Below are 25,935 nucleotides of genomic sequence, written 5' to 3' on the forward strand. Positions count from 1 at the left end.
TTTTCTACCTCAGAGCATTAATCGCGGGTAGTTAACGCCGGTGATTCTGGTTAACAAAAGCGGTGCAATATGCAAGTTTTTATCATGCGTCACGGCGACGCGGCACTCGATGCCGCCAGTGACTCAGTACGTCCTTTAACCGTCTGTGGCTGCGACGAATCCCGTCAGATGGCGACATGGCTTAAAGGTCAAAAAGTGGACATTGAACGCGTTCTGGTGAGTCCGTTCCTGCGGGCAGAACAGACGCTGGATGTGGTAGGGGAGTGTATGAACCTGCCATCCAGTGTGGATGTTCTCCCTGAACTCACGCCGTGTGGCGATGTTGGCCTTGTCAGTGCTTACCTTCAGGCGCTGTGCAATGAAGGTGTCGCTTCCGCACTGGTCATTTCCCACCTGCCGCTGGTCGGCTATCTGGTATCTGAGCTGTGCCCGGGCGAAACGCCACCGATGTTCACAACGTCCGCCATTGCCAACGTCACCCTCGACGAAACCGGCAAAGGGGTCTTTAACTGGCAAATGAGTCCGTGCAACCTGAAGATGGCAAAAGCCATCTGACGTGACGTGCGATATGGCGGGGTGCAGCGTGCCTCCCGCCATCCTGTCAGGGCAATTCTGGCGGCTGCCACTCCTCCACCTCAATCAATACCAGCAATGCGGCATCTCCGCCGTACTCTTTTGGCGCCTGATGAAAAGCCATCACGTGTGGATGCTGAGCCAGCCACAGCGGTGTCTGTTGCTTAAGAATATGTTTGCCGTGGCCGTGCATCACGCAGGCGCAAAAAACATGCTCGCGACGACATGCCGCGATCAACGCCCCCAGCTCCTGTTTCGCCTGCATCTGGGTCAACCCATGCAGATCGAGGAACAGCTCCGGCGAGTAATCTCCCCGGCGTAATTTTTTCAGTTCAAAATGGCTGACGTCTTCGCGCACGTATTTCACCGCACCCTGGGTATTTAGCAGCGGCTGAAACTCATCTGAAAAATAGTGGCTGTTATCGGCCTGCTCCTGGAGCAACCGTTTGACCGGTACCTCGCTGACTTTTTTACGCTGCGGGCGATGGACAATGGTGTCGTGCGTGATTTGACGCGTCCCGGTCATCAGCTGGCGGAATAGAGCCTGATCCTCCTCGCTGAGCGATGTTTTCTTTTTCATTCGTCATTCTCATCTCGTATTTCCGATAGTGTACCCGACTAAACGCATTTTTTAACCTCAAGCGGTACGCGTCATTGCTGATTTATCGCCGTCTTCATGGCAAACTAGCCGCCGAAAATTATGCGAGCATGCCCTGGAGGAAAGAGTGGATAAAATTTTTGTCGATGAAGCAGTAAACGAGCTGCATACCATACAGGACATGTTGCGCTGGTCGGTTAGCCGCTTCAGCGCCGCCAATATCTGGTACGGACACGGTACCGACAACCCGTGGGATGAGGCCGTGCAGCTGGTGCTGCCGTCTCTCTACCTGCCGCTGGATATTCCGGAAGACATGCGCACCGCGCGCCTGACCTCCAGTGAAAAACACCGCATCGTTGAGCGCGTGATCCGTCGCGTAAACGAGCGCATTCCGGTGGCTTACCTGACCAACAAAGCCTGGTTCTGCGGCCACGAATTCTATGTTGATGAGCGCGTGCTGGTGCCGCGTTCGCCGATTGGCGAGCTGATCAACAACCATTTTGACGGCCTGATTAACCATCACCCGCAGCACATTCTTGATATGTGCACCGGCAGCGGCTGCATAGCCATTGCCTGCGCGTACGCCTTCCCGGAAGCGGAAGTGGACGCCGTCGATATCTCCACCGACGCGCTGGCCGTCACCGAACACAACATTGAAGAGCACGGGCTGATTCATCACGTCACGCCTATCCGCTCTGACCTGTTCCGCGACCTGCCGACGCTGCAATACGACCTGATCGTCACCAATCCGCCGTACGTGGATGCAGAAGATATGTCCGACCTGCCGAACGAGTATCGTCACGAGCCGGAGCTGGGCCTGGCGTCAGGTTCTGACGGGCTGAAGCTGACCCGCCGCATCCTGGCGTGCGCGCCGGATTATCTGACCGACGACGGCGTTCTGATTTGTGAAGTAGGCAACAGCATGGTACATCTGATAGAGCAGTACCCGGATGTGCCGTTCACCTGGCTTGAGTTCGACAACGGCGGTGACGGCGTCTTTATGCTGACCAAGGCGCAACTGCTTGATGCACGCGAATACTTCAGCATTTACAAAGATTAATCCAGCGGGCTTCGGCCCGTTTCACAACGCTCAAACACAAACAACAACATCGGAGCCGTGATGGCAGGAAACAGTATTGGACAGGTATTCCGTGTGACCACCTTTGGCGAGTCGCACGGTCTGGCACTGGGTTGTATCGTTGATGGCGTCCCGCCAGGCATCGAACTGACCGAAGCCGATTTACAGCATGACCTTGACCGTCGTCGTCCGGGTACCTCTCGCTACACCACGCAGCGTCGCGAGCCGGACCAGGTCAAAATTCTCTCCGGCGTATTTGAAGGCCGTACCACAGGAACCAGCATTGGCCTGCTGATTGAAAACACCGATCAGCGTTCTCAGGACTACGGCGCGATTAAGGACGTTTTCCGTCCTGGTCACGCCGACTATACCTACGAACAAAAATATGGCTTTCGCGACTATCGCGGCGGCGGACGTTCTTCCGCGCGTGAAACCGCGATGCGCGTGGCGGCAGGGGCAATTGCCAAAAAATATCTCCAGCAGAAATTCGGCATCGTTATCCGCGGCTGTCTGTCCCAGATGGGCGACATTCCGCTGGCAATCAAAGACTGGGATCAGGTAGAGCTCAACCCGTTCTTCTGCGCCGATGCCGACAAGCTGGACGCGCTGGATGAGCTGATGCGTGGCCTGAAAAAAGAGGGCGACTCCATTGGTGCGAAAGTCACCGTGGTGGCCGACGGCGTGCCGGCTGGCTGGGGCGAGCCGGTATTTGACCGCCTTGACGCCGATATCGCCCACGCGCTGATGAGCATCAACGCGGTGAAAGGCGTTGAAATCGGCGACGGTTTTGACGTGGTCAAGCTTCGCGGCAGCCAGAACCGCGACGAAATCACGAAGGCGGGTTTCCAGAGCAACCATGCGGGCGGCATTCTGGGTGGCATCAGCAGCGGGCAGCAAATTATTGCCAATATTGCGCTGAAGCCAACGTCCAGCATTACCGTCCCGGGCCACACGATTAACCGCGCTGGCGATGAAGTTGAGATGATCACCAAAGGGCGTCACGATCCGTGCGTGGGGATCCGCGCGGTGCCGATCGCAGAAGCGATGCTGGCGATCGTGCTGATGGATCACTTCCTGCGCCAGCGCGCGCAGAATGCGGATGTGACGACCACCATTCCACGCTGGTAACTATGAAAAAAACCGCAATCGCTCTGCTGGCGCTGCTGGCCAGTGGAGCAAGCCTGGCCGCTACGCCGTGGCAGAAAATCACCCACCCGGTAGCGGGGAGTGCGCAGTCCATTGGCGCTTTCTCCAACGGGTGTATCGTCGGTGCGCAGGCGCTGCCGTTGCAGTCGGATACTTATCAGGTGATGCGTACCGATCAGCGCCGTTATTTCGGCCATCCTGACCTGCTGCTGTTTATTCAGCGTCTTGGCAACCAGGTGCATAACCTGGGGCTGGGGACGGTGCTGATTGGCGATATGGGGATGCCTGCCGGTGGTCGCTTCAACGGCGGTCACGCCAGCCACCAGACCGGACTGGATGTGGATATCTTCCTGCAATTGCCGAAAACGCGCTGGAGCTCAGCGCAGCTGCTGAAACCGCAGGCGCTGGATCTGGTCTCGGCCGACGGTAAACGGGTCGTCGCCTCGCGCTGGTCGCCGGAAATTTCCAGCATGATTAAGCTGGCGGCAGAGGATAACGACGTCACGCGGATCTTTGTTAATCCGGCCATCAAGCAGCAGCTTTGCCTGGATGCGGGAACGGATCGCGACTGGTTGCGTAAAGTGCGCCCGTGGTTCCAGCACCGGGCGCATATGCATGTTCGCCTGCGCTGTCCGGCGAACAGCCTGGAATGTGAAGATCAGCCGCTGCCACCGCCTGGCGATGGTTGTGGTTACGAACTGCAAAGCTGGTTTGAACCAGCCAAGCCTGGAACCTCTAAGCCTGAGAAGAAGACACCGCCTCCGTTGCCGCCTTCCTGCCAGGCGCTACTGGATGAGCATGTACTTTAATGGATAATTTCGTCGATCTATTCATGGTGTCACCGCTGCTGCTGGCGGTGCTCTTTTTTGTTGCGATGTTAGCCGGATTTATCGATGCCCTGGCGGGCGGCGGCGGGTTGCTCACCGTTCCGGCGCTGCTGGCGGCAGGCATGAGCCCTGCCCAGGCGCTTGCCACCAACAAACTCCAGGCATGCGGCGGTTCGCTCTCCTCGTCGCTCTATTTCATCCGGCGCAAAGTGGTGAATCTCGCCGATCAGAAGCTCAATATCCTGATGACGTTTATTGGCTCAACGGCGGGTGCGCTGCTGGTCCAGCACGTACAGTCCGACATTCTGCGCCAGATCCTGCCGCTGCTGGTTATCTGTATCGGCCTCTATTTCCTGCTGATGCCAAAGCTCGGGGAAGAAGATCGACAGCGTCGTCTTCACGGCCTGCCGTTTGCGCTGATTGCCGGTGGCTGCGTCGGTTTTTACGATGGCTTCTTTGGCCCGGGGGCAGGTTCGTTTTATGCGCTGGCATTCGTGACGCTGGCCGGATTCAACCTCGCCAAATCCACCGCCCACGCCAAAGTCCTCAACGCGACCTCCAACGTTGGCGGTCTGCTGCTGTTTATCATTGGCGGCAAGGTTATCTGGGCAACCGGGTTTGTGATGATGGCAGGGCAGTTTTTGGGCGCGCGCGCAGGCTCGCGTCTGGTATTAAGCAAAGGACAAAAGCTGATCCGCCCGATGATTGTTGTCGTCTCGGCGGTGATGAGCGCCAAACTTCTTTATGACAGCCATGGACAGGAGATCCTCACCTGGTTGGGGATGAACTAATGAACAGTACGCATAACTACGAACAGCTGATTGAGATCTTCGATAGCTGTTTTGCTGATGATTTTAATACCCGTCTGATTAAAGGCGACGACGAACCGATCTATCTTCCTGCTGATGACGAGGTTCCGTATAACCGCATCATCTTTGCCCACGGCTTTTACGCCAGCGGTTTGCACGAAATTTCACACTGGTGTATCGCCGGGAAAGCGCGTCGCGAGCTGGTGGACTTTGGTTACTGGTACTGCCCGGACGGGCGCGACGCCGCCACCCAGGGGCAGTTCGAAGATGTGGAGGTGAAACCTCAGGCGCTCGAATGGCTGTTCTGCGTAGCGGCGGGTTTCCCGTTCAACGTAAGTTGTGACAACCTCGAAGGCGACTTCGAGCCAGACCGTATCGTCTTCCAGCGCCGCGTTCATGCGCAGGTGATGGAATATCTTGAGAAAGGCATCCCGGCACGTCCGGCACGCCTGATCGAGGCTTTACAGAATTATTACCACACGCCGGAGATCACGGCGGAATGCTTCCCTTGGCCGGAAGATCTTTAACAGAGGAAAGAAGATGATCGCAGAATTTGAATCACGCATTCTGGCGTTAATTGATGACATGGTGGAACACGCCAGTGATGATGAGCTGTTCGCCAGCGGTTATCTGCGTGGTCACCTGACGCTGGCGGTAGCCGCGCTGGAAGCCGGGGACGATCACTCTGCCGACGCCGTTCACGCGGAAGTCACTCGCAGCCTGGAAAAAGCCATTCTGGCCGGGGAACTCTCTCCGCGCGACCAGTCTTTAGTGCTGGGCATGTGGGACAATTTGTTCCAGCAGGCGAAAGCGAAGTAAGTGTATCACCGCCCTCTCCCACAGGGAGAGGGCCGGGGTGAGGGCACCAGACCGCACCCTACTTGACCATTTTCCCCTTCAGCAATTTCCGCACCCACAGTCGGTTTGGATTCAGCCCCGCGAGCGTAACCCTGTCCAGCGGAACCGGCTCGTCGCTCATTTGCGCGGCTAACGCTTCAGCCAGCAGCGGCGCGGAGCACAATCCCCGCGAGCCTAAGCCACCCAGCATAAACAGCTCGGGATGAACGGGCGCGCTTACCGCCGTTTCTTTGTTGTCAGCAAGATCCTGATAGACTTCAAGCGTGGCGTCATAGTCCGGCACGTTTCCCGCCATCGGCAGGTGATCGCGGGTCGCGCAGCGTACGCCGCAGCGCGCCTGACCCTCACCGACATTCACCTCTTTTGCCCACGACGCATCCGGGAAACAGTCGAGCAGGCGCTGGCGGTTTTGCTGCTGATCCGCTTCGCTGTACTGCATATCTGTTTCACCGCGATGGTAGCTGGCACCGATGCAGTGATGGCCGTTGGACGGATTTTGCGGCGTCAGGTAGCCGTCGTAACACAGCACCTGACGCAGTTTGCTCAGTTGGGGGGCGGCAGGAATATGGCTCACCTGGCCGCCGACCGGATAAACCGGCAATGATGCTGTCTGGGTAAACTGGCTGATATGATGTCCGTTGGCCAGCACAACGCTGGCATGCTGGACCTCTTTGCCGTCAGCGAAACGCAGTTTCCAGTGCGCAGTGCGGCTTAGCGATTGAACCTTATGGGCATAATGCACTGTCAACCCACGCGACTGCCCGAGGGCTATCGCCGCAGAAGTCAGTTCAGCCGGACACAGCCAGCCGCCGAGTGGATACTGAATACCCCCGCAGCCGGTGTCGACGCCAGCGGTCTCAGTAACCTGCTGTGCCGTCACGGCATGGGCGATGGTTTCCGGCAGGCCCAGCGACAGCATTTGTGTGATTTTCTGCTGGCTCTTCTCGTCCCAGCCGAGCTGCGTCACGCCGCACCAGTCATGGTCGAACGCAACCGGCAGGCTATCGTAAAGGCGGCGTGCAAACGTAAACGCCGCCGGGAAGAACTGGAACAGTGCCGGATCGTGTGAACTTAATAAGGGATAAAGCGCGCCCTGGCGGTTGCCTGATGCGCCCGTCGCCGGCGCCTCGTCAGCGCAGTAGAGCGTCACCTGCCAGCCACGGTGCAGCAGCGCCAGCGAGAGCAGGGCGCTGGCAATACCCCCTCCTACAATGGCGACCTCACGCGAGGTGCTGGCGCGACGGGCAAACCAGGGGGCCTGCGCCGGGATCGCCAGATCCTGTTCCATCACCCCGACCAGCATGTCGCGTTTGCGGCCAAAGCCTTTGGTTTTCCGCATGGTAAACCCCGCCTCCTGCAACCCACGGCGAACAAATCCCGCCGAGGTGAAGGTGGCAAGCGTCGCGCCCGGGCGCGCCAGACGTGCCATGGCACTGAACAGGTGCGGGCTCCACATGTCCGGGTTTTTGGCGGGCGCAAAACCATCCAGGAACCAGGCGTCCACCTTCTGATTCATTGAGTCATCGAGCTTATCGGTCAGGTCGTTAATGTCGCCAAGCCACAGGTCGAGCGTGACGCGTCCGTCGTCCAGAATCAGACGATGACAGCCACCGATAGCCGGAGGCCACTGGGCCTGAAGCTGTTCCGCCCAGTGGGTAAGCTCCGGCCAGCGCTGATGGGCAAGCCGCAGATCGTGCGCGGTAAGCGGAAATTTTTCGAAACTGATGAAATGTAATCTTTGTAAGGTAGCCTCGGGGTGTGCAGCGCGAAACTGGTCGAACGCCTGCCAGAGGGTCAGAAAATTCAGCCCGGTGCCGAAACCGCTCTCCGCTACGACAAACAGGCTGCGCGGATGCTCAGGGAAGCGGGTGCTGAGATGATTTCCTTCGAGGAAGACATAGCGCGTCTCTTCCAGTCCGTTATCATTAGAAAAGTAGACGTCATCAAAATCTCGGGAAACAGGTGTACCCTCAGCGTTGAATTCGAGGTTGGCAGGTTGTATGGCGTTTTGTTTCACGTAAGTTACTCGTCCGACAGGCAGTGGCACGATCTTAGCGATGTGAGCCCATCGGTGCAAATTTCCACAGAAAATGGCTGATCGGACTTGTTCGGCGTACAAGTGTACGCTATTGTGCGACTCGAAACTTTTTATAGTGCGACTTACAGAGGTATTGAATGAAACGTGCAGTGATTACTGGCCTGGGCATCGTTTCCAGCATCGGTAATAACCAGCAGGAAGTCCTGGCATCTCTGCGTGAAGGACGCTCCGGGATCACTTTCTCTGAAGAGTTTAAAGATTCTGGAATGCGTAGCCACGTATGGGGTAACGTTAAACTGGACACCACCGGTTTAATTGACCGTAAAGTGGTTCGTTTCATGAACGATGCCTCTATCTACGCCTATCTTTCCATGCAGGAAGCGATCAAGGATTCTGGTCTGAGCGAAGACGCTTACCAGAACAACCCACGCGTGGGCCTGATTGCAGGCTCCGGCGGTTCCTCTAAAGCTCAGGTGTTCGGTGCTGACGCCATGCGCAGCCCGCGCGGCCTGAAAGCGGTCGGTCCATATGTTGTGACCAAAGCCATGGGTTCAGCGGTTTCCGCGTGCCTGGCAACGCCGTTCAAAATCCACGGTGTGAACTACTCCATCAGCTCCGCATGTGCGACCTCCGCACACTGTATCGGTAATGCGGTTGAGCAGATCCAGCTGGGCAAACAGGACATCGTATTTGCTGGCGGCGGCGAAGAGCTGGGCTGGGAAATGGCCTGTGAGTTTGACGCAATGGGCGCACTGTCCACCAAATACAACGAAACGCCAGACAAAGCGTCCCGTACTTATGACGCACACCGCGACGGTTTTGTTATCGCTGGCGGCGGCGGTATGGTTGTGGTTGAAGAGCTGGAACACGCGCTGGCGCGTGGCGCGCACATCTATGCTGAGATCGTGGGCTACGGCGCAACGTCTGACGGCGCTGACATGGTTGCTCCATCCGGTGAAGGCGCGGTGCGCTGCATGAAGATGGCGATGCACGGTGTTGATACTCCAATCGACTACCTGAACTCCCACGGCACCTCAACGCCGGTAGGCGACGTGAAAGAGCTGGGTGCGATCCGTGAAGTGTTCGGCGACAATAGCCCGGCTATCTCTGCAACCAAAGCCATGACCGGTCACTCTCTGGGAGCGGCGGGCGTGCAGGAAGCGATCTACTCTCTGCTGATGCTGGAAAACGGCTTTATCGCGCCAAGCATCAACATCGAAGAGATGGACGAGCAGGCGGCTGGCCTGAACATCGTGACCGAAACCACCGAACGTGAGCTGACGACCGTTATGTCCAACAGCTTCGGTTTCGGCGGCACCAACGCCACGCTGGTGATGCGTAAGCTGAAAGCGTAAGCGTTTGAAGGTATAGTAGAAGGGAGCCGCGCGGCTCCCTTTTTTTATGCCTGAACACGGAGTTATGCATGAAGGCTGTTACCCCTGGGAAGAGCGCTCCTTCCGGGAACCTTTCCCTTTTCCGCATCGCCTTTGCGGTGTTTCTGACCTATATGACCGTTGGCCTACCGCTGCCGGTGATCCCCTTGTTCGTTCACCAGGAGCTGGGCTATGGCAACACCATGGTCGGCATTGCGGTGGGCATTCAGTTTTTAGCGACGGTATTAACCCGGGGCTACGCTGGTCGCCTGGCGGATCAGTACGGCGCAAAACGCTCGGCGTTGCAGGGCATGTTTGCCTGCGGGCTTGCGGGGGGAGCCTGGCTGCTGGCGGCGCTGTTGCCGATAGATGCAGCGTATAAATTCGCGCTGCTGGTGGCAGGGCGTCTGATCCTCGGCTTTGGCGAAAGCCAGCTGCTGACCGGCACCCTTACCTGGGGAATGGGGCTGGTGGGGCCTGCGCGTTCCGGAAAAGTGATGTCCTGGAACGGGATGGCGATTTACGGCGCGCTGGCGGCAGGCGCACCGCTGGGGCTGCTGATCCACAGCCAGTTTGGTTTTGCGGCGCTGGCAGGCACCACCATGGTATTGCCGCTGCTGGCGTGGGCGTTTAACGGTTCGGTGCGTAAGGTGCCCGCCCATAAAGGCGAGCGTCCTTCGCTGTGGAGCGTGGTGGGGCAAATCTGGCAGCCGGGGCTTGGGCTGGCGCTTCAGGGGGTGGGCTTCGCGGTTATTGGTACCTTTGTCTCCCTCTATTTCATGAGCCGCGGCTGGGCGATGGCGGGCTTTACGCTGACGGCCTTTGGCGGCGCGTTTGTATTGATGCGCGTGCTGTTTGGCTGGATGCCGGATCGCTTTGGCGGCGTGAAGGTGGCCGTGGCGTCACTTGTCATTGAGACCGTGGGTCTGGTACTGCTCTGGCAGGCGCCCTCTGCATCCGTTGCGCTGCTGGGTGCGGCGTTAACCGGCTGCGGCTGCTCGCTGATCTTCCCGGCGCTGGGCGTTGAAGTGGTGAAGCGCGTGGCTCCGCAGGTGCGCGGCACGGCGCTGGGCGGCTATGCGGCGTTTCAGGATATCTCATACGGGGTCACCGGGCCGCTGGCGGGGCTGCTTGCAACGTCGTTTGGCTATCCTTCCGTCTTCCTGGCCGGTGCGGTGTCAGCGGTGGTGGGAATTGTGGTGACGCTGGTGGCGTTTCGCAAGCGGTAGTATGTTGCCGGGTGGCGGCTTCGCCTTACCCGGCCTACTGTTCGAGCCGTTGTAGGCCCGGTAAGCGAAGCGCCACCGGGCAAATCCTCACGCAACCAGCCAGAAAATCGCCAGCGCAATCACCAACGCGATAAACATCAATCCCGGACGGGCAGAAAGCGTTTTGAACGTATCAACTACGGGGGCAAACAGCGGGTTGTAGATCGGCTGAATGTTTCTTACCTCCGGCACGCCGCCTTCCCGCTCGGCGCGGCGAACGAAGATCTGATTGAGCACATCCTGCACCTGCGCGGTGGTCAGCACCGTTTGCGGCGTAGCCTGCCAGCTCTGCTGAGCGTAATCCCGGATCGTATCGAACTCGTGCGGTTCCAGCGGTTGTTTCAGCGCCGCCTGTACGCTGTGCAGGGTCGGGGCGCTCTGGGTGCTGAGCGTCTGACGCGCCTGGAGCCAGGTGACCAGATGGGTAAACTGTTTTGCCGGGATCATCTCGCCCGCTTTCACACCGGAAAGTTCCAGCATGGATTGCCAGATAAGCTTTGTGGGTTCGCCGGTAGCGGCAGCCAGCTTAGTGACCATCTGCTTGAGCGTATTATGCTCCGCAGGCTGCAATGGCCGCTCTGTAGACGGGCGCTGTTGCGGCTGCGGGATAGAAAGCTGATTGCTTTGTAGCAGGGTCAACACGGTTTTCAGCTGTTCTTGCGAAAGCTGGCTCAGGGCGGTATGACCGTACTGTTGACGGATAAAATCACTCACCGCCTGGCGATTATTCCCCTGGCCCAATAGCTCGGTCAGCTGCGAGATAATCTGGCGGGTAGTATGTTGCTGCTGTGCGCTGGTAAGACGCTGGTTAAGGTTTTGTTCGGCGGCAGGGAAATGGCGCGACTGTAGCGGCGCATCGTTTCTGACGCCCAAATCGTGCTTAACGCCGGCCCATACCTCTGCGTTTTGCTGTGAGGTTAACGCAATAAGACGCGTGATCAGACGCTCCAGTACGGTGCGTTGCTGCGTGGAGAGCGGTTGTTCGCCTGGCGTGTTGGGCGTTACGGGGCCTTCACCCGGAGGGCGCGGAGGCGTACCTGAAATGGGCTGCATCGTCAAAAATCCTTAAAGTCAAACTCTGCGTAACCGGGCGGAGATATATGCCCGGCGGCGAGATTATGGCACACTTGGCAGGTTTACTTCCTCTCAAACAGGTACTCAGACGTGAAAATCCTCGTTGATGAAAATATGCCTTACGCCCGTGAGCTGTTCAGCCGCCTGGGTGAGGTTAAGGCTGTCCCTGGTCGCCCGATTCCGGTCAGCGAACTGGACGATGCAGACGCCCTGATGGTGCGCTCGGTGACCAAAGTAAATGAGGCACTGCTCACCGGCAAAGGGGTTAAATTTGTCGGGACGGCAACGGCCGGGACCGATCATGTGGATGACCAGTGGCTTAAGCAGGCGGGGATTGGTTTTTCCGCGGCGCCAGGCTGTAACGCCATTGCCGTCGTGGAATATGTTTTCTCCTCGCTATTGATGCTGGCCGAGCGCGATGGTTTTGCGCTGAAAGACCGCACCGTCGGGATTGTGGGGGTGGGCAACGTGGGCGGACGTCTGCAAAAGCGTCTGGAAGCCTGGGGTATCCGCACCCTGCTGTGCGATCCGCCGCGTAAGGATAACGGCGATGAAGGCGACTTCCGCACGCTGGATGAGCTGGTCGACGAGTGCGACGTCATCACCTTCCATACGCCGCTCTTTAAAGAGGGGCCGTACAAGACTCTGCACCTGGCCGACGAAAAGCTGATCCGCCGTCTGAAGGCTGGCACTATTCTGATAAATGCCTGCCGGGGACCGGTGGTGGATAACGCGGCGCTGCTGGCATGTCTCGACGAAGGACAAGAGCTTAGCGTCGTGCTGGACGTCTGGGAACCAGAGCCGGATCTCAACGTCGCCTTGCTGAATAAGGTGGACGTGGGTACCGCGCATATCGCGGGTTATACCCTTGAAGGCAAAGCGCGTGGCACAACCCAGGTGTTTGAGGCTTACAGCGCCTTTATCGGCCATCCGCAGCAGGTGGCGCTGGATACGCTGCTGCCCGCCCCGGAATTTGGCCGCATTACCCTTCATGGCCCGCTGGATGAGGCAACGCTGAAAAGACTGGTGCATTTGGTGTATGATGTGCGCCGCGATGACGCGCTGCTGCGTAACGTGGCGGGTATTCCGGGTGAGTTTGACAAGCTGCGCAAAAATTACCTTGAGCGCCGCGAGTGGTCTTCCCTGTATGTCATGTGCGATGACGCGTCAGCGGCGGGGCTGCTGCATAAACTGGGATTTAACGCCGTTCACCACCCGGCACGTTAATGTCTTCTTAATGCTCCCTGTCGGATGATCCGGCAGGGACGCTTTTTATTTCTGGAGTAAACCACCATGTCTGAAGGCTGGAACATTGCCATTTTGGGTGCCACTGGCGCCGTGGGCGAAGCCCTGCTTGAAACCCTTGCTGAGCGTCAGTTCCCGGTGGGTGAGATTTACGCACTGGCGCGTACCGACAGCGCAGGAGAACATCTGCGTTTCGGCGGCAAATCCGTGATGGTGCAGGATGCCGCCGCGTTTGACTGGACGCAGGCTCAGCTGGCGTTTTTTGCCGCAGGTGCGGAAGCCACGGCGTCTTACATTGAAGAAGCGACAAATTCAGGCTGTCTGGTGATCGACCTGAGCGGCCTGTTCTCCCTGGAGCCGGATGTGCCGCTGGTGGTGCCGGACGTCAACCCGTTTGTGCTGGCTGACTACCGCAACCGCAACATCATTGCAGTACCGAACAGTCTCACCAGCCAGTTGCTGACCGCGCTGAAGCCGCTGATCGACGACGGTGGCCTGTCGCGTATTTCCGTGACCAGCCTGCTTTCAGCCTCCGCTAACGGTAAAAAAGCCGTAGACGCACTGGCAGGGCAGAGCGCGAAGCTGCTGAACGGTATCCCGATCGACGAAGATGATTTCTTTGGCCGCCAGCTGGCGTTCAACATGCTGCCGCTGCTGCCGGATCGTGAAGGTTCGGTGCGGGAAGAGCGTCGTATCGTCGATGAAGCACGCAAAATTTTGCAGGATGACGGGCTGATGATCTCCGCGAATGTCGTGCAGTCTCCGGTCTTTTACGGCCACGCGCAGATGGTCGGGTTTGAAGCCCTGCGTCCGCTGGCGGCTGAAGAAGCCCGCGACGCGTTTGGCCGCGGTGAGGACATTGTCCTGTCCGAAGAGAGCGAATTCCCGACGCAGGTGGGCGACGCCACCGGCAGCGCGCATCTCTCTGTGGGCTGCGTGCGTAACGATTACGGTATGCCGGAGCAGGTGCAGTTCTGGTCCGTTGCCGACAACGTGCGTTTTGGCGGCGCGCTGATGGCGGTCAAAATCGCGGAAAAACTGGTGCAGGAGTATCTGTACTGATGTCAGATGTGGAACAAAAGCCGGTCCACAGAATTGCCCTCGGCATTGAATACGATGGCAGTAAATACTATGGCTGGCAGCGGCAGAATGAGGTGCGCAGCGTCCAGGAGAAGCTGGAGAAAGCGCTCTCTCAGGTGGCGAATGAACCGATAAGCGTCTTCTGTGCGGGCCGCACCGATGCCGGCGTTCACGGCACGGGGCAGGTGGTGCATTTTGACACCACCGCCGTGCGCAAAGACGCGGCCTGGACGCTGGGTGTAAATGCGAATTTGCCTGGTGACATTGCCGTGCGTTGGGTGAAAGCTGTGCCGGATGATTTTCACGCGCGTTTCAGCGCGACGGCGCGGCGCTACCGTTATGTCATCTATAACCAGCGCCTGCGCCCGGCGGTGTTAAGCCAGGGCGTGACGCATTTTTATGAACCGCTGGATGCAGAACGTATGCAGCGTGCGGCGCAGTGTCTGATTGGAGAGAATGACTTTACGTCGTTTCGTGCGGTGCAGTGTCAGTCCCGTACGCCGTGGCGTAACGTCATGCACATTAACGTCAGTCGTTATGGCGCGTATGTGGTGGTGGATATCAAAGCCAATGCCTTTGTACATCATATGGTGCGGAATATTGTAGGCAGCCTGATGGAAGTGGGCGCCGGACACCAGCCGGAGAGCTGGATTGCAGAACTGCTGGCAGCGAAGGACAGAACGCTTGCGGCAGCAACGGCGAAAGCGGAAGGGCTGTATCTGGTTTCGGTGGATTATCCGGACCGGTTCGACCTGCCAAAACCGCCAATGGGCCCGCTGTTTTTAGCGGACTAAACAAAGGTGCAATTAGGGCTTAGACAATATGGACGTAATACGTTTTCTGATTGATTTCATCCTGCATATTGATGTTCACCTGGCGGAGCTGGTCGCGCAGTACGGCGTCTGGGTGTACGCCATTCTGTTCCTCATTCTGTTCTGTGAAACCGGCCTTGTGGTTACGCCGTTCCTGCCGGGAGATTCACTGCTGTTCGTGGCGGGCGCGTTATCCGCACTGCCAACGAATGACCTGAATGTCCATCTGATGGTGGTCCTGATGATCATCGCCGCGATTGTTGGTGATGCGGTCAATTACACCATCGGGCGGGTGTTTGGCGAGCGGTTGTTCAGTAATCCGGACTCGAAGATTTTCCGCCGCAGTTATTTAGATAAGACCCATGCGTTCTATGAGCGCCATGGCGGTAAGACCATTATCCTTGCCCGTTTTGTGCCTATTGTGCGTACATTTGCACCGTTTGTGGCGGGAATGGGTCACATGTCCTATCGTCATTTTGCCATGTACAACGTGGTGGGCGCGCTGCTGTGGGTGCTGCTGTTCACCTATGCAGGCTACCTGTTTGGCGATCTGCCGGTGGTTCAGGAAAACCTTAAGTTACTGATTGTAGCGATTATTGTGCTTTCCGTACTGCCTGGCGTCATCGAAATTATCCGTCACAAACGCGCGGCGGCAAAGCAAGCGAAGTAAATGCACGCTGGCGGTTCGACCACTTTTTTATCCAAAGTTTCGGGCTGTTATGTTTTAATGTGCAACATTCATGGTCTGTTGGAGGCAAAAATGGCATTATTCGCCTCTTACAGCAAAACTGGCATACGACCAGGTTCAGGCAGAAAGGTTATCAATGAGCTGGATTGAACGAATTAAAAGCAACATTACCCCAACGCGTAAAGCGAGCATTCCTGAAGGGGTATGGACGAAGTGTGATAGCTGCGGCCAGGTTCTGTATCGCGCAGAGCTGGAACGCAATCTCGAGGTGTGTCCGAAGTGTGACCACCATATGCGTATGTCGGCGCGCAACCGCCTGCATAGCCTGCTGGACGAAGGTTCTCTGGTAGAACTGGGCAGCGAACTGGAGCCAAAAGATGTGCTTAAGTTCCGCGACTCCAAAAAATACAAAGATCGTCTGGCCTCTGCGCAGAAAGAGACCGGCGAGAAAGACGCGCTGATCGTTATGAAAGGCACCCTGCACGAGATGCCGGTGGTTGCCGCCGCGTTTGAGTTCTCCTTTATGGGCGGCTCAATGGGCTCTGTGGTTGGCGCGCGCTTCGTGCGTGCCGTTGAGCAGGCGCTGGAAGACAACTGCCCGCTGATCTGCTTCTCCGCCTCCGGTGGCGCACGTATGCAGGAAGCGCTGATGTCCCTGATGCAGATGGCGAAAACCTCTGCGGCGCTGGCGAAAATGCAGGAGCGCGGTCTGCCGTACATCTCGGTACTGACCGATCCAACCATGGGCGGCGTTTCTGCAAGCTTCGCGATGCTGGGCGACCTGAACATCGCTGAGCCAAAAGCGCTGATCGGCTTTGCGGGTCCTCGCGTTATCGAGCAGACCGTACGTGAGAAACTGCCGCCGGGCTTCCAGCGCAGTGAGTTCCTCATTGAGAAGGGCGCCATCGACATGATCGTCCGCCGTCCGGAAATGCGCCTGAAACTGGCAAGCGTCCTGGCGAAGCTGATGAATCTGCCGGCGCCGAACCCGGACGAGCCGCGCGAAGGCGTGGTGGTACCGGATCAGGAACCCGAGGCCTGATAACTGAAAAGGGCAGGGCCGAATGGCGCTGCCCTTTTGCTTTCTAAACCGTTAATGACAACCGGGCATCATGGAAAATAAAAGCATTCCTCAAGCCACGTCGCCCCTGGCCGCGTGGCTTTCTTATCTGGAAAACCTGCACAGTAAAACTATCGACATGGGCCTTGAGCGCGTAAGCCAGGTTGCCGCGCGTCTTGACGTGTTGAAACCCGCGCCTTTCGTATTTACCGTGGCCGGCACTAACGGTAAAGGCACCACCTGCCGCACGCTGGAATCTGTCCTGATGGCGGCGGGGTACAAGGTTGGCGTTTACAGCTCGCCGCATCTGGTGCGTTATACCGAGCGCGTGCGCGTGCAAAACACCGAGCTGGCGGAATCCGCCCATACGGCGTCGTTTGCCGCTATCGAAGCTGCGCGCGGCGAAACCTCATTAACCTATTTCGAATACGGCACCCTGTCGGCGCTGTGGCTGTTTAAGCAGGCGCAGCTGGACGTGGTGATCCTGGAAGTGGGATTGGGCGGGCGTCTGGATGCCACCAATATGGTGGATGCGGATGTCGCCGTCGTCACCAGCATCGCGCTGGATCACACCGACTGGCTGGGCCCGGACCGCGAGAGCATTGGCCGTGAGAAGGCCGGTATTTTCCGGGCCAATAAGCCTGCCGTGGTAGGCGAACCGGACATGCCGCACACCATTGCTGAGGTAGCGAAAGAGAAGGGCGCTCGTCTGCTGCGTCGCGGCGTGGACTGGCAGTATGAGGTGCAGGACAACGGCTGGCGCTTCAGCGATGCGCAGGGCGTGCTGGAGAATCTGCCGCTGCCGCAGGTGCCACAGCCTAACGCGGCGACTGCGCTGGCAGCCCTGCGCGCCAGCGGCTTAGCGGTAAGTGAGCAGGCGATCCGCGACGGCATTCAGAACGCACTGTTACCGGGACGTTTTCAGATTGTGAGTGAGTCACCGCGTCTGATTCTGGATGTTGCACATAACCCGCATGCGGCGGCGTACCTCGCAGGACGTCTCAAATCGTTACCAAAAACCGGGCGCGTGCTGGCGGTTATCGGTATGCTTCATGATAAAGATATCGGCGGCACGCTGGCCTGCATGGAGAGTGTGGTCGATAGCTGGTATTGTGCTCCTCTGGAAGGGCCGCGCGGCGCGACTGCTGAGCAGTTGATGGAACATCTCGGTAAAGGCGAAATCTACAGCAGTGTGGTTTCGGCCTGGCGTGCCGCGATGGCGGAGGCTAAACCAGAAGATACCGTGCTGGTGTGTGGGTCATTCCACACGGTGGCACATGTCATGGAAGTGATGGACGCGGGGAGAACCGGTGGCGAGTAAGTTTCAGAACCGTTTAACAGGAACCATTGTGCTGGTCGCGCTCGGGGTGATTATTCTCCCGGGACTGCTCGACGGGCAAAAAAAGCATTACCAGGATGAATTTGCGGCCATTCCGCTGGTACCCAAACCGGGCGATCGCGACGAGCCCGATATGCTGCCAGCGGCAACGCAGGCGCTGCCTGCCCAGCCGCCAGAAGGTGCAGCGGAAGAGGTGCGCGCAGGTGATGCAGCCGCGCCGTCTCTTGATCCGTCGCGTCTGGCCGCGAATAACAACGTTGAAATCGATCCTGTACCGGTAGAGCAACCCAAACCGGTTGAAAAACCGAAGCCGGTAGAGAAAACGCAGCCTAAACCGCAGCGTGACAAAGCCGACGAGCAGCTGGCTGCGGCAACGGAAACGCCGCCACCGGCCAAACAGACCCAGCAGGAGGCCGCCCCTACGGGTAAAGCCTATGTCGTTCAGCTCGGTGCGTTGAAAAATGCAGATAAGGTCAATGAGATCGTGAGTAAACTGCGCGGCGCGGGATACCGTGTTTATACTTCACCCACCACGCCGGTACAGGGTAAAATTACCCGTATCCTCGTCGGGCCGGATGCGTCTAAAGATAAGCTCAAAGGTTCGCTTGGCGAGCTGAAGCAAATCTCCGGCCTGAGCGGTGTGGTGATGAACTACAGCGCAAACTGATAGAAATTACCCCCTCACCCTAACCCTCTCCCTTGAGGGAGAGGGCCGGGGTGAGGGGGAGGCAGACGTTCACAGAAACGTCAAAGGTGCGGTGGCGTTGAGCATTTTTTCAGCGCCTTTTTTATTTACGCGTGGGAAGGAAATCCCTACGCAAACGTTTTCTTTTTCTGTTAGAATTCGCCCCGAACTGGATGACAGGGCGTTTAATCGTGGGACACATATGGTCTGGATTGATTACGCCATCATTGCGGTGATTGGTTTTTCCTGTCTGGTTAGCCTGATCCGTGGCTTTGTTCGTGAAGCGTTATCGCTGGTAACCTGGGGTTGTGCTTTCTTTGTTGCCAGTCATTACTACACTTACCTGTCTGTCTGGTTCACGGGCTTTGAAGATGAACTGGTCCGAAACGGAATCGCCATCGCGGTGCTGTTTATCGCGACGCTGATTGTCGGCGCTATCGTCAATTACGTGATAGGTCAGCTGGTCGAGAAAACCGGTCTGTCAGGAACGGACAGGGTACTCGGCATCTGTTTCGGCGCGTTGCGAGGCGTGCTCATTGTGGCCGCGATCCTGTTCTTCCTGGATACCTTTACCGGGTTCTCCAAAAGTGAAGACTGGCAAAAATCGCAGCTCATTCCGGAGTTCAGCTTCATTATCAGATGGTTCTTTGACTATCTGCAAAGCTCGTCGAGTTTCTTGCCCAGGGCATAAACCCTGAGATGTGGCTTAACGAGGAAAAGACGAATGTGCGGTATTGTCGGTATCGCCGGTTTCATGCCGGTAAACCAGTCGATTTATGACGCGTTAACGGTGCTTCAGCACCGTGGGCAGGATGCTGCGGGTATCATCACCATTGATGCAAACAACTGCTTCCGTTTACGCAAGGCGAATGGCCTGGTAAACGATGTGTTTGAAGCCCGCCATATGCAGCGTCTGCAAGGTAATATGGGGATCGGTCACGTTCGTTATCCTACTGCTGGCAGTTCCAGCGCCTCTGAGGCTCAGCCTTTTTACGTTAACTCCCCGTATGGCATCACGCTTGCCCACAATGGCAATCTGACCAACGCCCACGAGCTGCGTAAAAAGCTGTTCGAAGAGAAACGTCGCCACATTAACACCACCTCTGATTCTGAAATCCTGCTCAATATCTTTGCCAGCGAACTGGATAACTTCCGCCATTATCCGCTGGAAGCAGACAACATTTTTGCCGCCGTTGCCGCGACTAACCGCCTGATCCGTGGCGCGTACGCTTGCGTGGCGATGATCATCGGTCATGGCATGGTGGCCTTCCGCGATCCAAATGGCATTCGCCCGCTGGTGCTCGGCAAACGTGACCTCGGCGATGGCCGTTCCGAGTACATGGTTGCCTCCGAAAGCGTGGCGCTGGACACTCTGGGCTTCGAATTCCTGCGTGATGTCGCGCCAGGCGAAGCGGTCTACATCACTGAGAAGGGCCAGCTGTTTACCCGTCAGTGCGCCGACAACCCGGTGAGCAACCCGTGCCTGTTCGAATACGTTTACTTCGCGCGTCCGGACTCGTTCATCGACAAGATTTCCGTTTACAGCGCGCGCGTCAACATGGGGACGAAGCTGGGCGAGAAGATTGCCCGCGAGTGGGACGATCTCGACATTGATGTCGTGATCCCAATCCCTGAAACCTCCTGTGATATCGCGCTGGAAATTGCCCGTATTCTGGACAAGCCGTACCGTCAGGGCTTCGTAAAAAACCGCTACGTGGGCCGCACTTTTATCATGCCGGGCCAGCAGCTGCGTCGTAAGTCCGTACGTCGTAAGCTGAACGCTAACCGTGCCGAGTTCCGCGACAAGAACGTGCTGCTGGTGGACGACTCCATTGTGCGCGGCACGACGTCTGAGCAGATCATCGAGATGGCGCGTGAGGCCGGGGCGAAGAAAGTGTATCTCGCCTCCGCAGCGCCGGAAATTCGCTTCCCGAACGTGTATGGCATTGATATGCCAACCGCTAACGAGCTGATTGCTCACGGTCGTGAAGTAGACGAAATTCGGCAGATCATCGGTGCCGACGGCCTGATTTTCCAGGATCTGAACGATCTGATCGACGCGGTGCGCGCCGAGAACCCGGATATTCAGCAGTTCGAATGCTCGGTATTCAATGGGATCTACGTAACGAAAGACGTTGACCAGCAGTATCTCGACTATCTGGATTCGCTGCGTAACGACGATGCGAAAGCCGTCCAGCTGCAAAACGATCTCGAAAGCTTAGAGATGCACAACGAAGGTTGATGCGTATGCAGGTGAGGGCGCTCGCCCTCACTTGCAACTCCCCGTAAAATCCTGCACAGTCTGCCCTGAAATCAGCAAGGGCGAAAATCATGAAACGACTCATTGTAGGGATCAGCGGTGCCAGCGGCGCGATTTATGGCGTCCGGCTTTTACAGGTGCTGCGTGACGTTGCAGGCGTAGAAACCCATCTGGTGATGAGCCAGGCGGCGCGTCAGACCCTCTCTCTTGAAACCGATCTCTCTCTGCGCGACGTTCAGGCCCTGGCTGACGTTGTCCACGATGCCCGCGATATCGCCGCCAGCATCTCTTCGGGCTCGTTTAAAACGGCCGGCATGGTTATTTTGCCCTGTTCGATTAAAACCCTTTCCGGCATTGTAAACAGCTATACCGACACGCTGGTGACGCGTGCAGCGGATGTGGTGCTGAAAGAGCGTCGTCCTCTGGTGCTCTGCGTGCGGGAAACGCCGCTGCACCTGGGACATCTGCGTTTAATGACGCAGGCAGCCGAACTGGGGGCCGTGATTATGCCGCCGGTCCCCGCGTTCTATCATCGTCCGCAAACGCTGGACGATGTCATCAACCAGACCGTTAACCGCGTACTGGATCAGTTCGATATCGACCTGCCGGAAGATCTCTTTACCCGCTGGCAGGGGGCGTGAAGCTGTGCACAAACAAGGTGCATGAAAAGACAATTTGCCCTGTTTCAGGGCAAAACTGCAACCGCGATCATATCCTCGACATTTAATTCGCTTTTTCCCTTTTTCTCTTTCCGGTTCGTTCGGCAGACCTGCTATCTTTCACCATTAAGGCAGTATCGCAACGTTTTATTAACATATTTAACGTCGTAGTTTTAACCCGACGATAATGTGGCATAAGACCTGCAAGAACAGCCTGCAACACAACACACAACATAAACCATAATAAAATCACGGTTCTTGAGGGTAAATGTATGAAGAAGACGGTTCTGGCTCTGTCTTTGCTCGTGGGCTTGAGTGCAGCAGCAAGTAGCTATGCAGCGCTTCCACAGACAGTTCGTATCGGTACAGACGCAACCTACGCGCCATTCTCCTCCAAGGATGCGAAAGGCGACTTCGTGGGGTTTGATATCGATCTGGGAAATGAGATGTGCAAACGCATGGAAGTGAAATGCACATGGGTGGGCAGTGACTTTGACGCACTGATCCCGTCGCTGAAAGCCAAGAAAATTGATGCCATTATCTCTTCTCTCTCCATCACGGAAAAACGTCAGCAGGAGATCGCCTTCTCTGAGAAGCTCTACGCTGCCGACTCACGTCTGATTGCCGCGAAAGGCTCGCCAATCCAACCGACCATCGACTCGCTGAAAGGCAAACATGTTGGCGTGCTTCAGGGCTCGACCCAGGAAGGTTACGCCAATGCTAACTGGCGCGAGAAGGGCGTCGATGTTGTGGCTTACCAGAACCAGGATCTGATCTACTCTGACCTGGCGGCAGGCCGTCTGGATGCCGCGTTTCAGGATGAAGTCGCCGCGAGCGAAGGCTTCCTGAAACAGCCTGCGGGTAAAGAGTACGCCTTTGCTGGCCCGTCGGTAAAAGACAAAAAATACTTTGGCGACGGTACCGGTATTGGCCTGCGTAAGGATGATACCGAGCTGAAAGCCGCCTTCGACAAAGCGTTTAATGAGCTGCGTAAAGACGGTACCTACGACAAACTGGCGAAGAAATACTTCGATTTCAACGTCTACGGTGATTAATGCCTGAATAAGATGCACTGAAGTGGTGCATCTTAACGGGGTTATGTTCCAGTATGGTGCAACACATGCACCATACTGGATCGCTGTGTGCATAGTTAAGCATTTAAAATGCAAAAATTCCCGTTCAAAGGCATTAATCTTTGCCTGAATGAGGGGATTAATGGCACATTAACAACACCCCGTCGTCGTAAAAATCTCGTATTAAGACAGTTTGTTGAGGACAGATATGAAAAAACTGGTGTTGTCACTTTCTCTGGTACTGGCTTTTTCCAGCGCCACCGCGGCATTCGCAGCAATTCCGCAGAAAATTCGTATTGGAACTGACCCAACCTATGCACCTTTCGAATCGAAGAATGCGAAGGGAGAACTGGTCGGTTTTGACATCGATCTGGCTAACGAGCTGTGCAAACGCATTAAAGTGCAATGTACCTACGTTGAAAACCCGCTGGATGCGCTGATCCCGTCCCTGAAAGCGAAGAAAATTGACGTGATCATGTCCTCCCTGTCCATCACAGAAAAACGTCAGCAGGAGATTGCCTTCACGGACAAACTCTATGCGGCGGACTCACGTCTGGTGGTGGCGAAATCCTCTGACATTCAGCCAACCCTTGAATCTCTGAAAGGCAAACGCGTGGGCGTGTTGCAGGGTACGACGCAGGAAACCTACGGCAACGAGCACTGGGCGCCAAAGGGGATTGAAATTGTCTCTTACCAGGGCCAGGAAAACATCTACGCAGACCTCACGGCAGGCCGTATTGACGCGGCATTCCAGGATGAAGTGGCGGCAAGCGAAGGCTTCCTGAAACAGCCTGTGGGTAAAGATTACAAGTTCGGCGGTCCGTCCATTAAGGACGAAAAACTCTTTGGCGTCGGTACCGGTATGGGCCTGCGTAAAGAAGACAACGAACTGCGTGAAGCCCTGAATAAAGCGTTCGCCGAGATGCGCGCGGACGGCACCTATGACAAGCTGGCTAAAAAGTACTTCGATTTTAACGTTTACGGCGGCTAATCGCCCCGTCTGATAACGTGCGGCCCCTCCCGTTGCGGGAGGGGAAAAGACACGGTTCCACCACTCACGAGACGACAGGGCACGCGGTATGCTGTACGGATTTTCTGGCGTTATTTTACAGGGCGCGCTTGTCACCCTTGAGCTGGCTATCAGCTCCGTGGTGCTGGCGGTGCTGATAGGCCTGGCGGGCGCGGGGGCAAAATTATCCGCCAACAGACCGCTGGCGCTGATATTTGAAGGCTATACCACGCTGATTCGCGGCGTGCCTGACCTGGTGCTGATGCTGCTGATCTTTTACGGCCTGCAAATCGCACTTAACGGCGTGACGGATGCCATCGGCATGGAGCAGATCGATATCGACCCGATGGTGGCCGGTATTATTACCCTTGGTTTTATCTACGGCGCTTATTTCACTGAGACTTTCCGCGGCGCTTACATGGCCGTGCCGAAAGGGCATATTGAAGCGGCGACCGCCTACGGTTTTACCTCCTCACAAACGTTTCGCCGGATCATGTTCCCGGCCATGATGCGCTACGCGCTGCCGGGCATCGGTAACAACTGGCAGGTTATTCTCAAGGCTACGGCGCTGGTCTCCCTGCTGGGTCTGGAAGATGTGGTGAAGGCCACGCAGCTGGCGGGTAAAAGCACCTGGGAACCGTTCTATTTTGCGGTGGTCTGCGGCGTAATTTATCTGGTCTTTACGACCGTCTCCAATGGTGTGCTGCTTCTGCTCGAACGTCGCTACTCCGTGGGTGTGAAGAGGGCTGACCTGTGATTGAGATTATTCAGGAGTACTGGAAATCCCTGCTGTGGACGGATGGCTACCGCTTTACTGGCGTGGCCATCACGCTGTGGCTGCTGATCTCCTCGGTGGTAATGGGCGGCATTCTGGCGGTGTTTCTTGCCATTGGCCGCGTGTCGAACAATAAATTTATCCAGTTCCCTATCTGGCTATTCACCTACGTGTTTCGCGGTACGCCGCTGTACGTGCAGCTGCTGGTGTTCTATTCCGGGATGTACACGCTGGAGATCGTGAAAGGCACCGAGATGCTGAACGCGTTCTTCCGCAGCGGTCTGAACTGTACGGTGCTGGCGCTGACCCTCAATACCTGCGCCTATACCACCGAGATCTTCGCCGGGGCCATCCGTTCTGTGCCGCACGGTGAGATCGAGGCGGCGCGCGCGTACGGCTTCTCGTCCGTGAAGCTCTACCGCTGTATTATTCTGCCTTCGGCGCTGCGTATTGCGCTGCCGGCCTACAGCAACGAAGTGATTTTAATGCTGCATTCGACGGCACTGGCGTTTACCGCCACGGTACCGGATCTGTTAAAGATTGCCCGCGATATTAACTCTGCCACCTACCAGCCGTTTACGGCGTTTGGCATTGCGGCAGTGCTCTATTTGATCATTTCTTACGTCCTGATCAGTCTGTTCCGTAAGGCTGAAAAACGCTGGTTGCAGCATATAAAACCGTCGACGCACTGAGAATTTATGATGGCTGAGAACAAATTAAACGTAATTGATTTGCACAAGCGCTACGGCGAACATGAAGTGCTGAAAGGGGTGTCGCTGGAGGCTAACGCGGGCGACGTGATCAGTATTATCGGCTCATCAGGTTCGGGTAAAAGTACCTTCCTGCGCTGCATCAACTTCCTCGAGAAGCCGAGCGAAGGATCGATTGTGGTGAGCGGACAGAACATTAATATGGTCCGTGATAAAGACGGCCAGCTTAAAGTGGCGGATAAAAACCAGCTGCGCCTGCTGCGTACACGCCTGACGATGGTGTTCCAGCACTTCAACCTCTGGAGCCACATGACGGTGCTGGAGAACGTGATGGAAGCGCCGGTTCAGGTGCTCGGCTTAAGCAAGCAGGAAGCCCGCGAGCGTGCGGTCAAATACCTGGCGAAAGTGGGTATCGACGAGCGGCAGCAGATCAAATATCCGGTGCACCTGTCAGGGGGGCAGCAGCAGCGTGTTTCTATCGCCCGTGCGCTGGCGATGGAGCCGGAAGTGTTGCTGTTTGACGAACCGACTTCTGCGCTGGATCCTGAACTCGTTGGCGAAGTACTGCGCATCATGCAAAAGCTGGCGGAAGAGGGCAAAACGATGGTGGTGGTGACGCACGAGATGGGCTTCGCACGTAACGTTTCTAACCACGTTATCTTCCTGCATCAGGGGAAAATTGAAGAGCAGGGTCATCCGGATGAGGTGCTGGCGAACCCGCAAAGCCCGCGGTTGCAGCAGTTCCTGAAAGGCTCGTTGAAGTAGGTTTGGCCTTTCTCCCTCTCCCTGTGGGAGAGGGCCGGGGTGAGGGCATCAGGCCGCAGAGCCGCCCAATTGCCCGGTGGCGCTTCGCTTACCGGGCCTACAAAACCCGTAGGCCGGGCAAACGCAGTGCCGC

At 56.8% G+C, this 25,935-nt stretch carries 27 protein-coding genes; 24 read left to right on the plus strand and 3 right to left on the minus strand.

The window, feature by feature from the left end; genetic code table 11:
* Nucleotides 1-69: 69 nt before the first annotated feature.
* Nucleotides 70-555, plus strand: a complete 486-nt coding sequence (gene sixA / locus ACOTY5_RS16690; RefSeq protein ID WP_003861375.1) for a phosphohistidine phosphatase SixA — start codon at nucleotides 70-72, stop codon at nucleotides 553-555.
* Between the two features lie 46 nt (nucleotides 556-601).
* Here sixA and smrB read toward each other — a convergent pair whose 3' ends face one another.
* Complete coding sequence (gene smrB, locus ACOTY5_RS16695; protein WP_015572246.1) at nucleotides 602-1,153, minus strand: endonuclease SmrB; 552 nt, start codon at nucleotides 1,151-1,153, stop codon at nucleotides 602-604.
* Nucleotides 1,154-1,298: 145 nt separating this feature from the next.
* On the opposite strand from smrB, the gene prmB reads away from it, so the two are divergent.
* The 6 genes from prmB to ACOTY5_RS16725 are packed head-to-tail and all read left to right on the plus strand — an operon-like array spanning nucleotide 1,299 to nucleotide 5,850.
* Entirely contained in the window at nucleotides 1,299-2,231 is a 933-nt protein-coding gene (gene prmB, locus ACOTY5_RS16700) for a 50S ribosomal protein L3 N(5)-glutamine methyltransferase (protein ID WP_045141724.1), read from the plus strand.
* A 60-nt stretch (nucleotides 2,232-2,291) separates the two neighbouring features.
* Nucleotides 2,292-3,377 (plus strand): chorismate synthase, encoded by a 1,086-nt coding sequence (gene aroC / locus ACOTY5_RS16705; RefSeq protein ID WP_015572247.1) that lies wholly within the window; start codon nucleotides 2,292-2,294, stop codon nucleotides 3,375-3,377.
* Nucleotides 3,378-3,379: 2 nt separating this feature from the next.
* Nucleotides 3,380-4,204 carry a penicillin-insensitive murein endopeptidase gene (mepA, locus tag ACOTY5_RS16710; RefSeq protein ID WP_015572248.1) on the plus strand — a complete coding sequence of 275 codons (825 nt, stop codon included), beginning with the start codon at nucleotides 3,380-3,382 and terminating at the stop codon, nucleotides 4,202-4,204.
* Nucleotides 4,204-5,013: a sulfite exporter TauE/SafE family protein gene (locus ACOTY5_RS16715; RefSeq protein WP_003861386.1), complete on the plus strand. Its 810-nt coding sequence runs from the start codon at nucleotides 4,204-4,206 to the stop codon at nucleotides 5,011-5,013. The genes mepA and ACOTY5_RS16715 overlap by 1 nt, the downstream gene beginning before the upstream one ends.
* The gene (locus ACOTY5_RS16720; protein ID WP_003861390.1) at nucleotides 5,013-5,558 is read left to right on the plus strand and encodes an elongation factor P hydroxylase; all 546 of its coding nucleotides are present in this window, start codon (nucleotides 5,013-5,015) and stop codon (nucleotides 5,556-5,558) included. Before ACOTY5_RS16715 ends, ACOTY5_RS16720 begins: the two co-directional genes overlap by 1 nt.
* Before the next feature lie 13 nt (nucleotides 5,559-5,571).
* Nucleotides 5,572-5,850: a YfcL family protein gene (locus tag ACOTY5_RS16725; RefSeq protein WP_017383451.1), complete on the plus strand. Its 279-nt coding sequence runs from the start codon at nucleotides 5,572-5,574 to the stop codon at nucleotides 5,848-5,850.
* Between the two features lie 58 nt (nucleotides 5,851-5,908).
* Here ACOTY5_RS16725 and mnmC read toward each other — a convergent pair whose 3' ends face one another.
* The gene (mnmC, locus tag ACOTY5_RS16730) at nucleotides 5,909-7,906 is read right to left on the minus strand and encodes a bifunctional tRNA (5-methylaminomethyl-2-thiouridine)(34)-methyltransferase MnmD/FAD-dependent 5-carboxymethylaminomethyl-2-thiouridine(34) oxidoreductase MnmC (RefSeq protein ID WP_045141723.1); all 1,998 of its coding nucleotides are present in this window, start codon (nucleotides 7,904-7,906) and stop codon (nucleotides 5,909-5,911) included.
* 158 nt (nucleotides 7,907-8,064) lie between these two features.
* Between mnmC and fabB the strand changes: the two genes are divergently transcribed.
* Together fabB and ACOTY5_RS16740 are read left to right on the plus strand one after the other, a co-directional pair.
* A complete protein-coding gene (fabB, locus tag ACOTY5_RS16735; RefSeq protein ID WP_017383449.1) occupies nucleotides 8,065-9,282 on the plus strand; it encodes a beta-ketoacyl-ACP synthase I in 1,218 nt (405 codons plus the stop codon).
* 68 nt (nucleotides 9,283-9,350) lie between these two features.
* Nucleotides 9,351-10,529 (plus strand): MFS transporter, encoded by a 1,179-nt coding sequence (locus tag ACOTY5_RS16740; protein ID WP_062934025.1) that lies wholly within the window; start codon nucleotides 9,351-9,353, stop codon nucleotides 10,527-10,529.
* Between the two features lie 87 nt (nucleotides 10,530-10,616).
* Here ACOTY5_RS16740 and flk read toward each other — a convergent pair whose 3' ends face one another.
* Nucleotides 10,617-11,621 carry a flagella biosynthesis regulator Flk gene (gene flk, locus ACOTY5_RS16745; protein ID WP_045141721.1) on the minus strand — a complete coding sequence of 335 codons (1,005 nt, stop codon included), beginning with the start codon at nucleotides 11,619-11,621 and terminating at the stop codon, nucleotides 10,617-10,619.
* Nucleotides 11,622-11,732: 111 nt separating this feature from the next.
* On the opposite strand from flk, the gene pdxB reads away from it, so the two are divergent.
* The 15 genes from pdxB to hisP all read left to right on the plus strand — a co-directional run bounded on the left by pdxB (nucleotide 11,733) and on the right by hisP (nucleotide 25,802).
* On the plus strand, nucleotides 11,733-12,869 hold the full coding sequence (gene pdxB, locus ACOTY5_RS16750; protein ID WP_045141720.1) for a 4-phosphoerythronate dehydrogenase PdxB: 1,137 nt from the start codon (nucleotides 11,733-11,735) through the stop codon (nucleotides 12,867-12,869).
* A 66-nt stretch (nucleotides 12,870-12,935) separates the two neighbouring features.
* Complete coding sequence (locus ACOTY5_RS16755; protein ID WP_015572252.1) at nucleotides 12,936-13,949, plus strand: aspartate-semialdehyde dehydrogenase; 1,014 nt, start codon at nucleotides 12,936-12,938, stop codon at nucleotides 13,947-13,949.
* The gene (gene truA, locus ACOTY5_RS16760) at nucleotides 13,949-14,761 is read left to right on the plus strand and encodes a tRNA pseudouridine(38-40) synthase TruA (RefSeq protein WP_001286071.1); all 813 of its coding nucleotides are present in this window, start codon (nucleotides 13,949-13,951) and stop codon (nucleotides 14,759-14,761) included. The genes ACOTY5_RS16755 and truA overlap by 1 nt, the downstream gene beginning before the upstream one ends.
* A 28-nt stretch (nucleotides 14,762-14,789) precedes the next feature.
* Nucleotides 14,790-15,449, plus strand: a complete 660-nt coding sequence (locus ACOTY5_RS16765) for a DedA family protein (RefSeq protein WP_003861406.1) — start codon at nucleotides 14,790-14,792, stop codon at nucleotides 15,447-15,449.
* A 154-nt stretch (nucleotides 15,450-15,603) separates the two neighbouring features.
* The gene (accD, locus tag ACOTY5_RS16770) at nucleotides 15,604-16,509 is read left to right on the plus strand and encodes an acetyl-CoA carboxylase, carboxyltransferase subunit beta (protein ID WP_014884667.1); all 906 of its coding nucleotides are present in this window, start codon (nucleotides 15,604-15,606) and stop codon (nucleotides 16,507-16,509) included.
* A gap of 70 nt (nucleotides 16,510-16,579) precedes the next feature.
* Entirely contained in the window at nucleotides 16,580-17,848 is a 1,269-nt protein-coding gene (folC, locus tag ACOTY5_RS16775; RefSeq protein WP_017383445.1) for a bifunctional tetrahydrofolate synthase/dihydrofolate synthase, read from the plus strand.
* Nucleotides 17,838-18,533 carry a cell division protein DedD gene (dedD, locus tag ACOTY5_RS16780; protein WP_017383444.1) on the plus strand — a complete coding sequence of 232 codons (696 nt, stop codon included), beginning with the start codon at nucleotides 17,838-17,840 and terminating at the stop codon, nucleotides 18,531-18,533. The genes folC and dedD overlap by 11 nt, the downstream gene beginning before the upstream one ends.
* 220 nt (nucleotides 18,534-18,753) lie before the next feature.
* On the plus strand, nucleotides 18,754-19,242 hold the full coding sequence (cvpA, locus tag ACOTY5_RS16785; RefSeq protein ID WP_000262116.1) for a colicin V production protein: 489 nt from the start codon (nucleotides 18,754-18,756) through the stop codon (nucleotides 19,240-19,242).
* Between the two features lie 33 nt (nucleotides 19,243-19,275).
* Nucleotides 19,276-20,793 carry an amidophosphoribosyltransferase gene (gene purF / locus ACOTY5_RS16790; protein ID WP_006811407.1) on the plus strand — a complete coding sequence of 506 codons (1,518 nt, stop codon included), beginning with the start codon at nucleotides 19,276-19,278 and terminating at the stop codon, nucleotides 20,791-20,793.
* Nucleotides 20,794-20,882: 89 nt separating this feature from the next.
* Entirely contained in the window at nucleotides 20,883-21,452 is a 570-nt protein-coding gene (locus ACOTY5_RS16795; protein ID WP_015572254.1) for a UbiX family flavin prenyltransferase, read from the plus strand.
* 290 nt (nucleotides 21,453-21,742) lie between these two features.
* Complete coding sequence (argT, locus tag ACOTY5_RS16800; protein ID WP_015572255.1) at nucleotides 21,743-22,525, plus strand: lysine/arginine/ornithine ABC transporter substrate-binding protein ArgT; 783 nt, start codon at nucleotides 21,743-21,745, stop codon at nucleotides 22,523-22,525.
* Nucleotides 22,526-22,751: 226 nt separating this feature from the next.
* The gene (gene hisJ / locus ACOTY5_RS16805) at nucleotides 22,752-23,534 is read left to right on the plus strand and encodes a histidine ABC transporter substrate-binding protein HisJ (protein ID WP_023295090.1); all 783 of its coding nucleotides are present in this window, start codon (nucleotides 22,752-22,754) and stop codon (nucleotides 23,532-23,534) included.
* Between the two features lie 88 nt (nucleotides 23,535-23,622).
* A complete protein-coding gene (locus tag ACOTY5_RS16810; RefSeq protein ID WP_015572256.1) occupies nucleotides 23,623-24,309 on the plus strand; it encodes a histidine ABC transporter permease HisQ in 687 nt (228 codons plus the stop codon).
* Nucleotides 24,306-25,019: an ABC transporter permease gene (locus tag ACOTY5_RS16815; RefSeq protein WP_003861424.1), complete on the plus strand. Its 714-nt coding sequence runs from the start codon at nucleotides 24,306-24,308 to the stop codon at nucleotides 25,017-25,019. The genes ACOTY5_RS16810 and ACOTY5_RS16815 overlap by 4 nt, the downstream gene beginning before the upstream one ends.
* Nucleotides 25,020-25,028: 9 nt before the next feature.
* Nucleotides 25,029-25,802: a histidine ABC transporter ATP-binding protein HisP gene (hisP, locus tag ACOTY5_RS16820; protein WP_003861426.1), complete on the plus strand. Its 774-nt coding sequence runs from the start codon at nucleotides 25,029-25,031 to the stop codon at nucleotides 25,800-25,802.
* Nucleotides 25,803-25,935: the final 133 nt, after the last annotated feature.

Origin of the sequence: Enterobacter cloacae complex sp. SHL018, assembly GCF_049237905.1 — a bacterium.
Lineage (GTDB): Bacteria > Pseudomonadota > Gammaproteobacteria > Enterobacterales > Enterobacteriaceae > Enterobacter > Enterobacter hormaechei_C.

Excerpts from the sequence above, each read along its gene's own strand:
- sixA (WP_003861375.1), top strand. The coding sequence starts at position 70 with ATGCAAGTTTTTATCATGCGTCACGGCGACGCGGCACTCGATGCCGCC.
- smrB (WP_015572246.1), bottom strand. The coding sequence starts at position 1,153 with ATGAAAAAGAAAACATCGCTCAGCGAGGAGGATCAGGCTCTATTCCGC.
- aroC (WP_015572247.1), top strand. The coding sequence starts at position 2,292 with ATGGCAGGAAACAGTATTGGACAGGTATTCCGTGTGACCACCTTTGGC.
- mepA (WP_015572248.1), top strand. The coding sequence starts at position 3,380 with ATGAAAAAAACCGCAATCGCTCTGCTGGCGCTGCTGGCCAGTGGAGCA.
- ACOTY5_RS16715 (WP_003861386.1), top strand. The coding sequence starts at position 4,204 with ATGGATAATTTCGTCGATCTATTCATGGTGTCACCGCTGCTGCTGGCG.
- ACOTY5_RS16720 (WP_003861390.1), top strand. The coding sequence starts at position 5,013 with ATGAACAGTACGCATAACTACGAACAGCTGATTGAGATCTTCGATAGC.
- ACOTY5_RS16725 (WP_017383451.1), top strand. The coding sequence starts at position 5,572 with ATGATCGCAGAATTTGAATCACGCATTCTGGCGTTAATTGATGACATG.
- fabB (WP_017383449.1), top strand. The coding sequence starts at position 8,065 with ATGAAACGTGCAGTGATTACTGGCCTGGGCATCGTTTCCAGCATCGGT.
- ACOTY5_RS16740 (WP_062934025.1), top strand. The coding sequence starts at position 9,351 with ATGAAGGCTGTTACCCCTGGGAAGAGCGCTCCTTCCGGGAACCTTTCC.
- flk (WP_045141721.1), bottom strand. The coding sequence starts at position 11,621 with ATGCAGCCCATTTCAGGTACGCCTCCGCGCCCTCCGGGTGAAGGCCCC.
- ACOTY5_RS16755 (WP_015572252.1), top strand. The coding sequence starts at position 12,936 with ATGTCTGAAGGCTGGAACATTGCCATTTTGGGTGCCACTGGCGCCGTG.
- truA (WP_001286071.1), top strand. The coding sequence starts at position 13,949 with ATGTCAGATGTGGAACAAAAGCCGGTCCACAGAATTGCCCTCGGCATT.
- ACOTY5_RS16765 (WP_003861406.1), top strand. The coding sequence starts at position 14,790 with ATGGACGTAATACGTTTTCTGATTGATTTCATCCTGCATATTGATGTT.
- accD (WP_014884667.1), top strand. The coding sequence starts at position 15,604 with ATGAGCTGGATTGAACGAATTAAAAGCAACATTACCCCAACGCGTAAA.
- folC (WP_017383445.1), top strand. The coding sequence starts at position 16,580 with ATGGAAAATAAAAGCATTCCTCAAGCCACGTCGCCCCTGGCCGCGTGG.
- cvpA (WP_000262116.1), top strand. The coding sequence starts at position 18,754 with ATGGTCTGGATTGATTACGCCATCATTGCGGTGATTGGTTTTTCCTGT.
- purF (WP_006811407.1), top strand. The coding sequence starts at position 19,276 with ATGTGCGGTATTGTCGGTATCGCCGGTTTCATGCCGGTAAACCAGTCG.
- ACOTY5_RS16795 (WP_015572254.1), top strand. The coding sequence starts at position 20,883 with ATGAAACGACTCATTGTAGGGATCAGCGGTGCCAGCGGCGCGATTTAT.
- argT (WP_015572255.1), top strand. The coding sequence starts at position 21,743 with ATGAAGAAGACGGTTCTGGCTCTGTCTTTGCTCGTGGGCTTGAGTGCA.
- hisJ (WP_023295090.1), top strand. The coding sequence starts at position 22,752 with ATGAAAAAACTGGTGTTGTCACTTTCTCTGGTACTGGCTTTTTCCAGC.
- ACOTY5_RS16810 (WP_015572256.1), top strand. The coding sequence starts at position 23,623 with ATGCTGTACGGATTTTCTGGCGTTATTTTACAGGGCGCGCTTGTCACC.
- hisP (WP_003861426.1), top strand. The coding sequence starts at position 25,029 with ATGGCTGAGAACAAATTAAACGTAATTGATTTGCACAAGCGCTACGGC.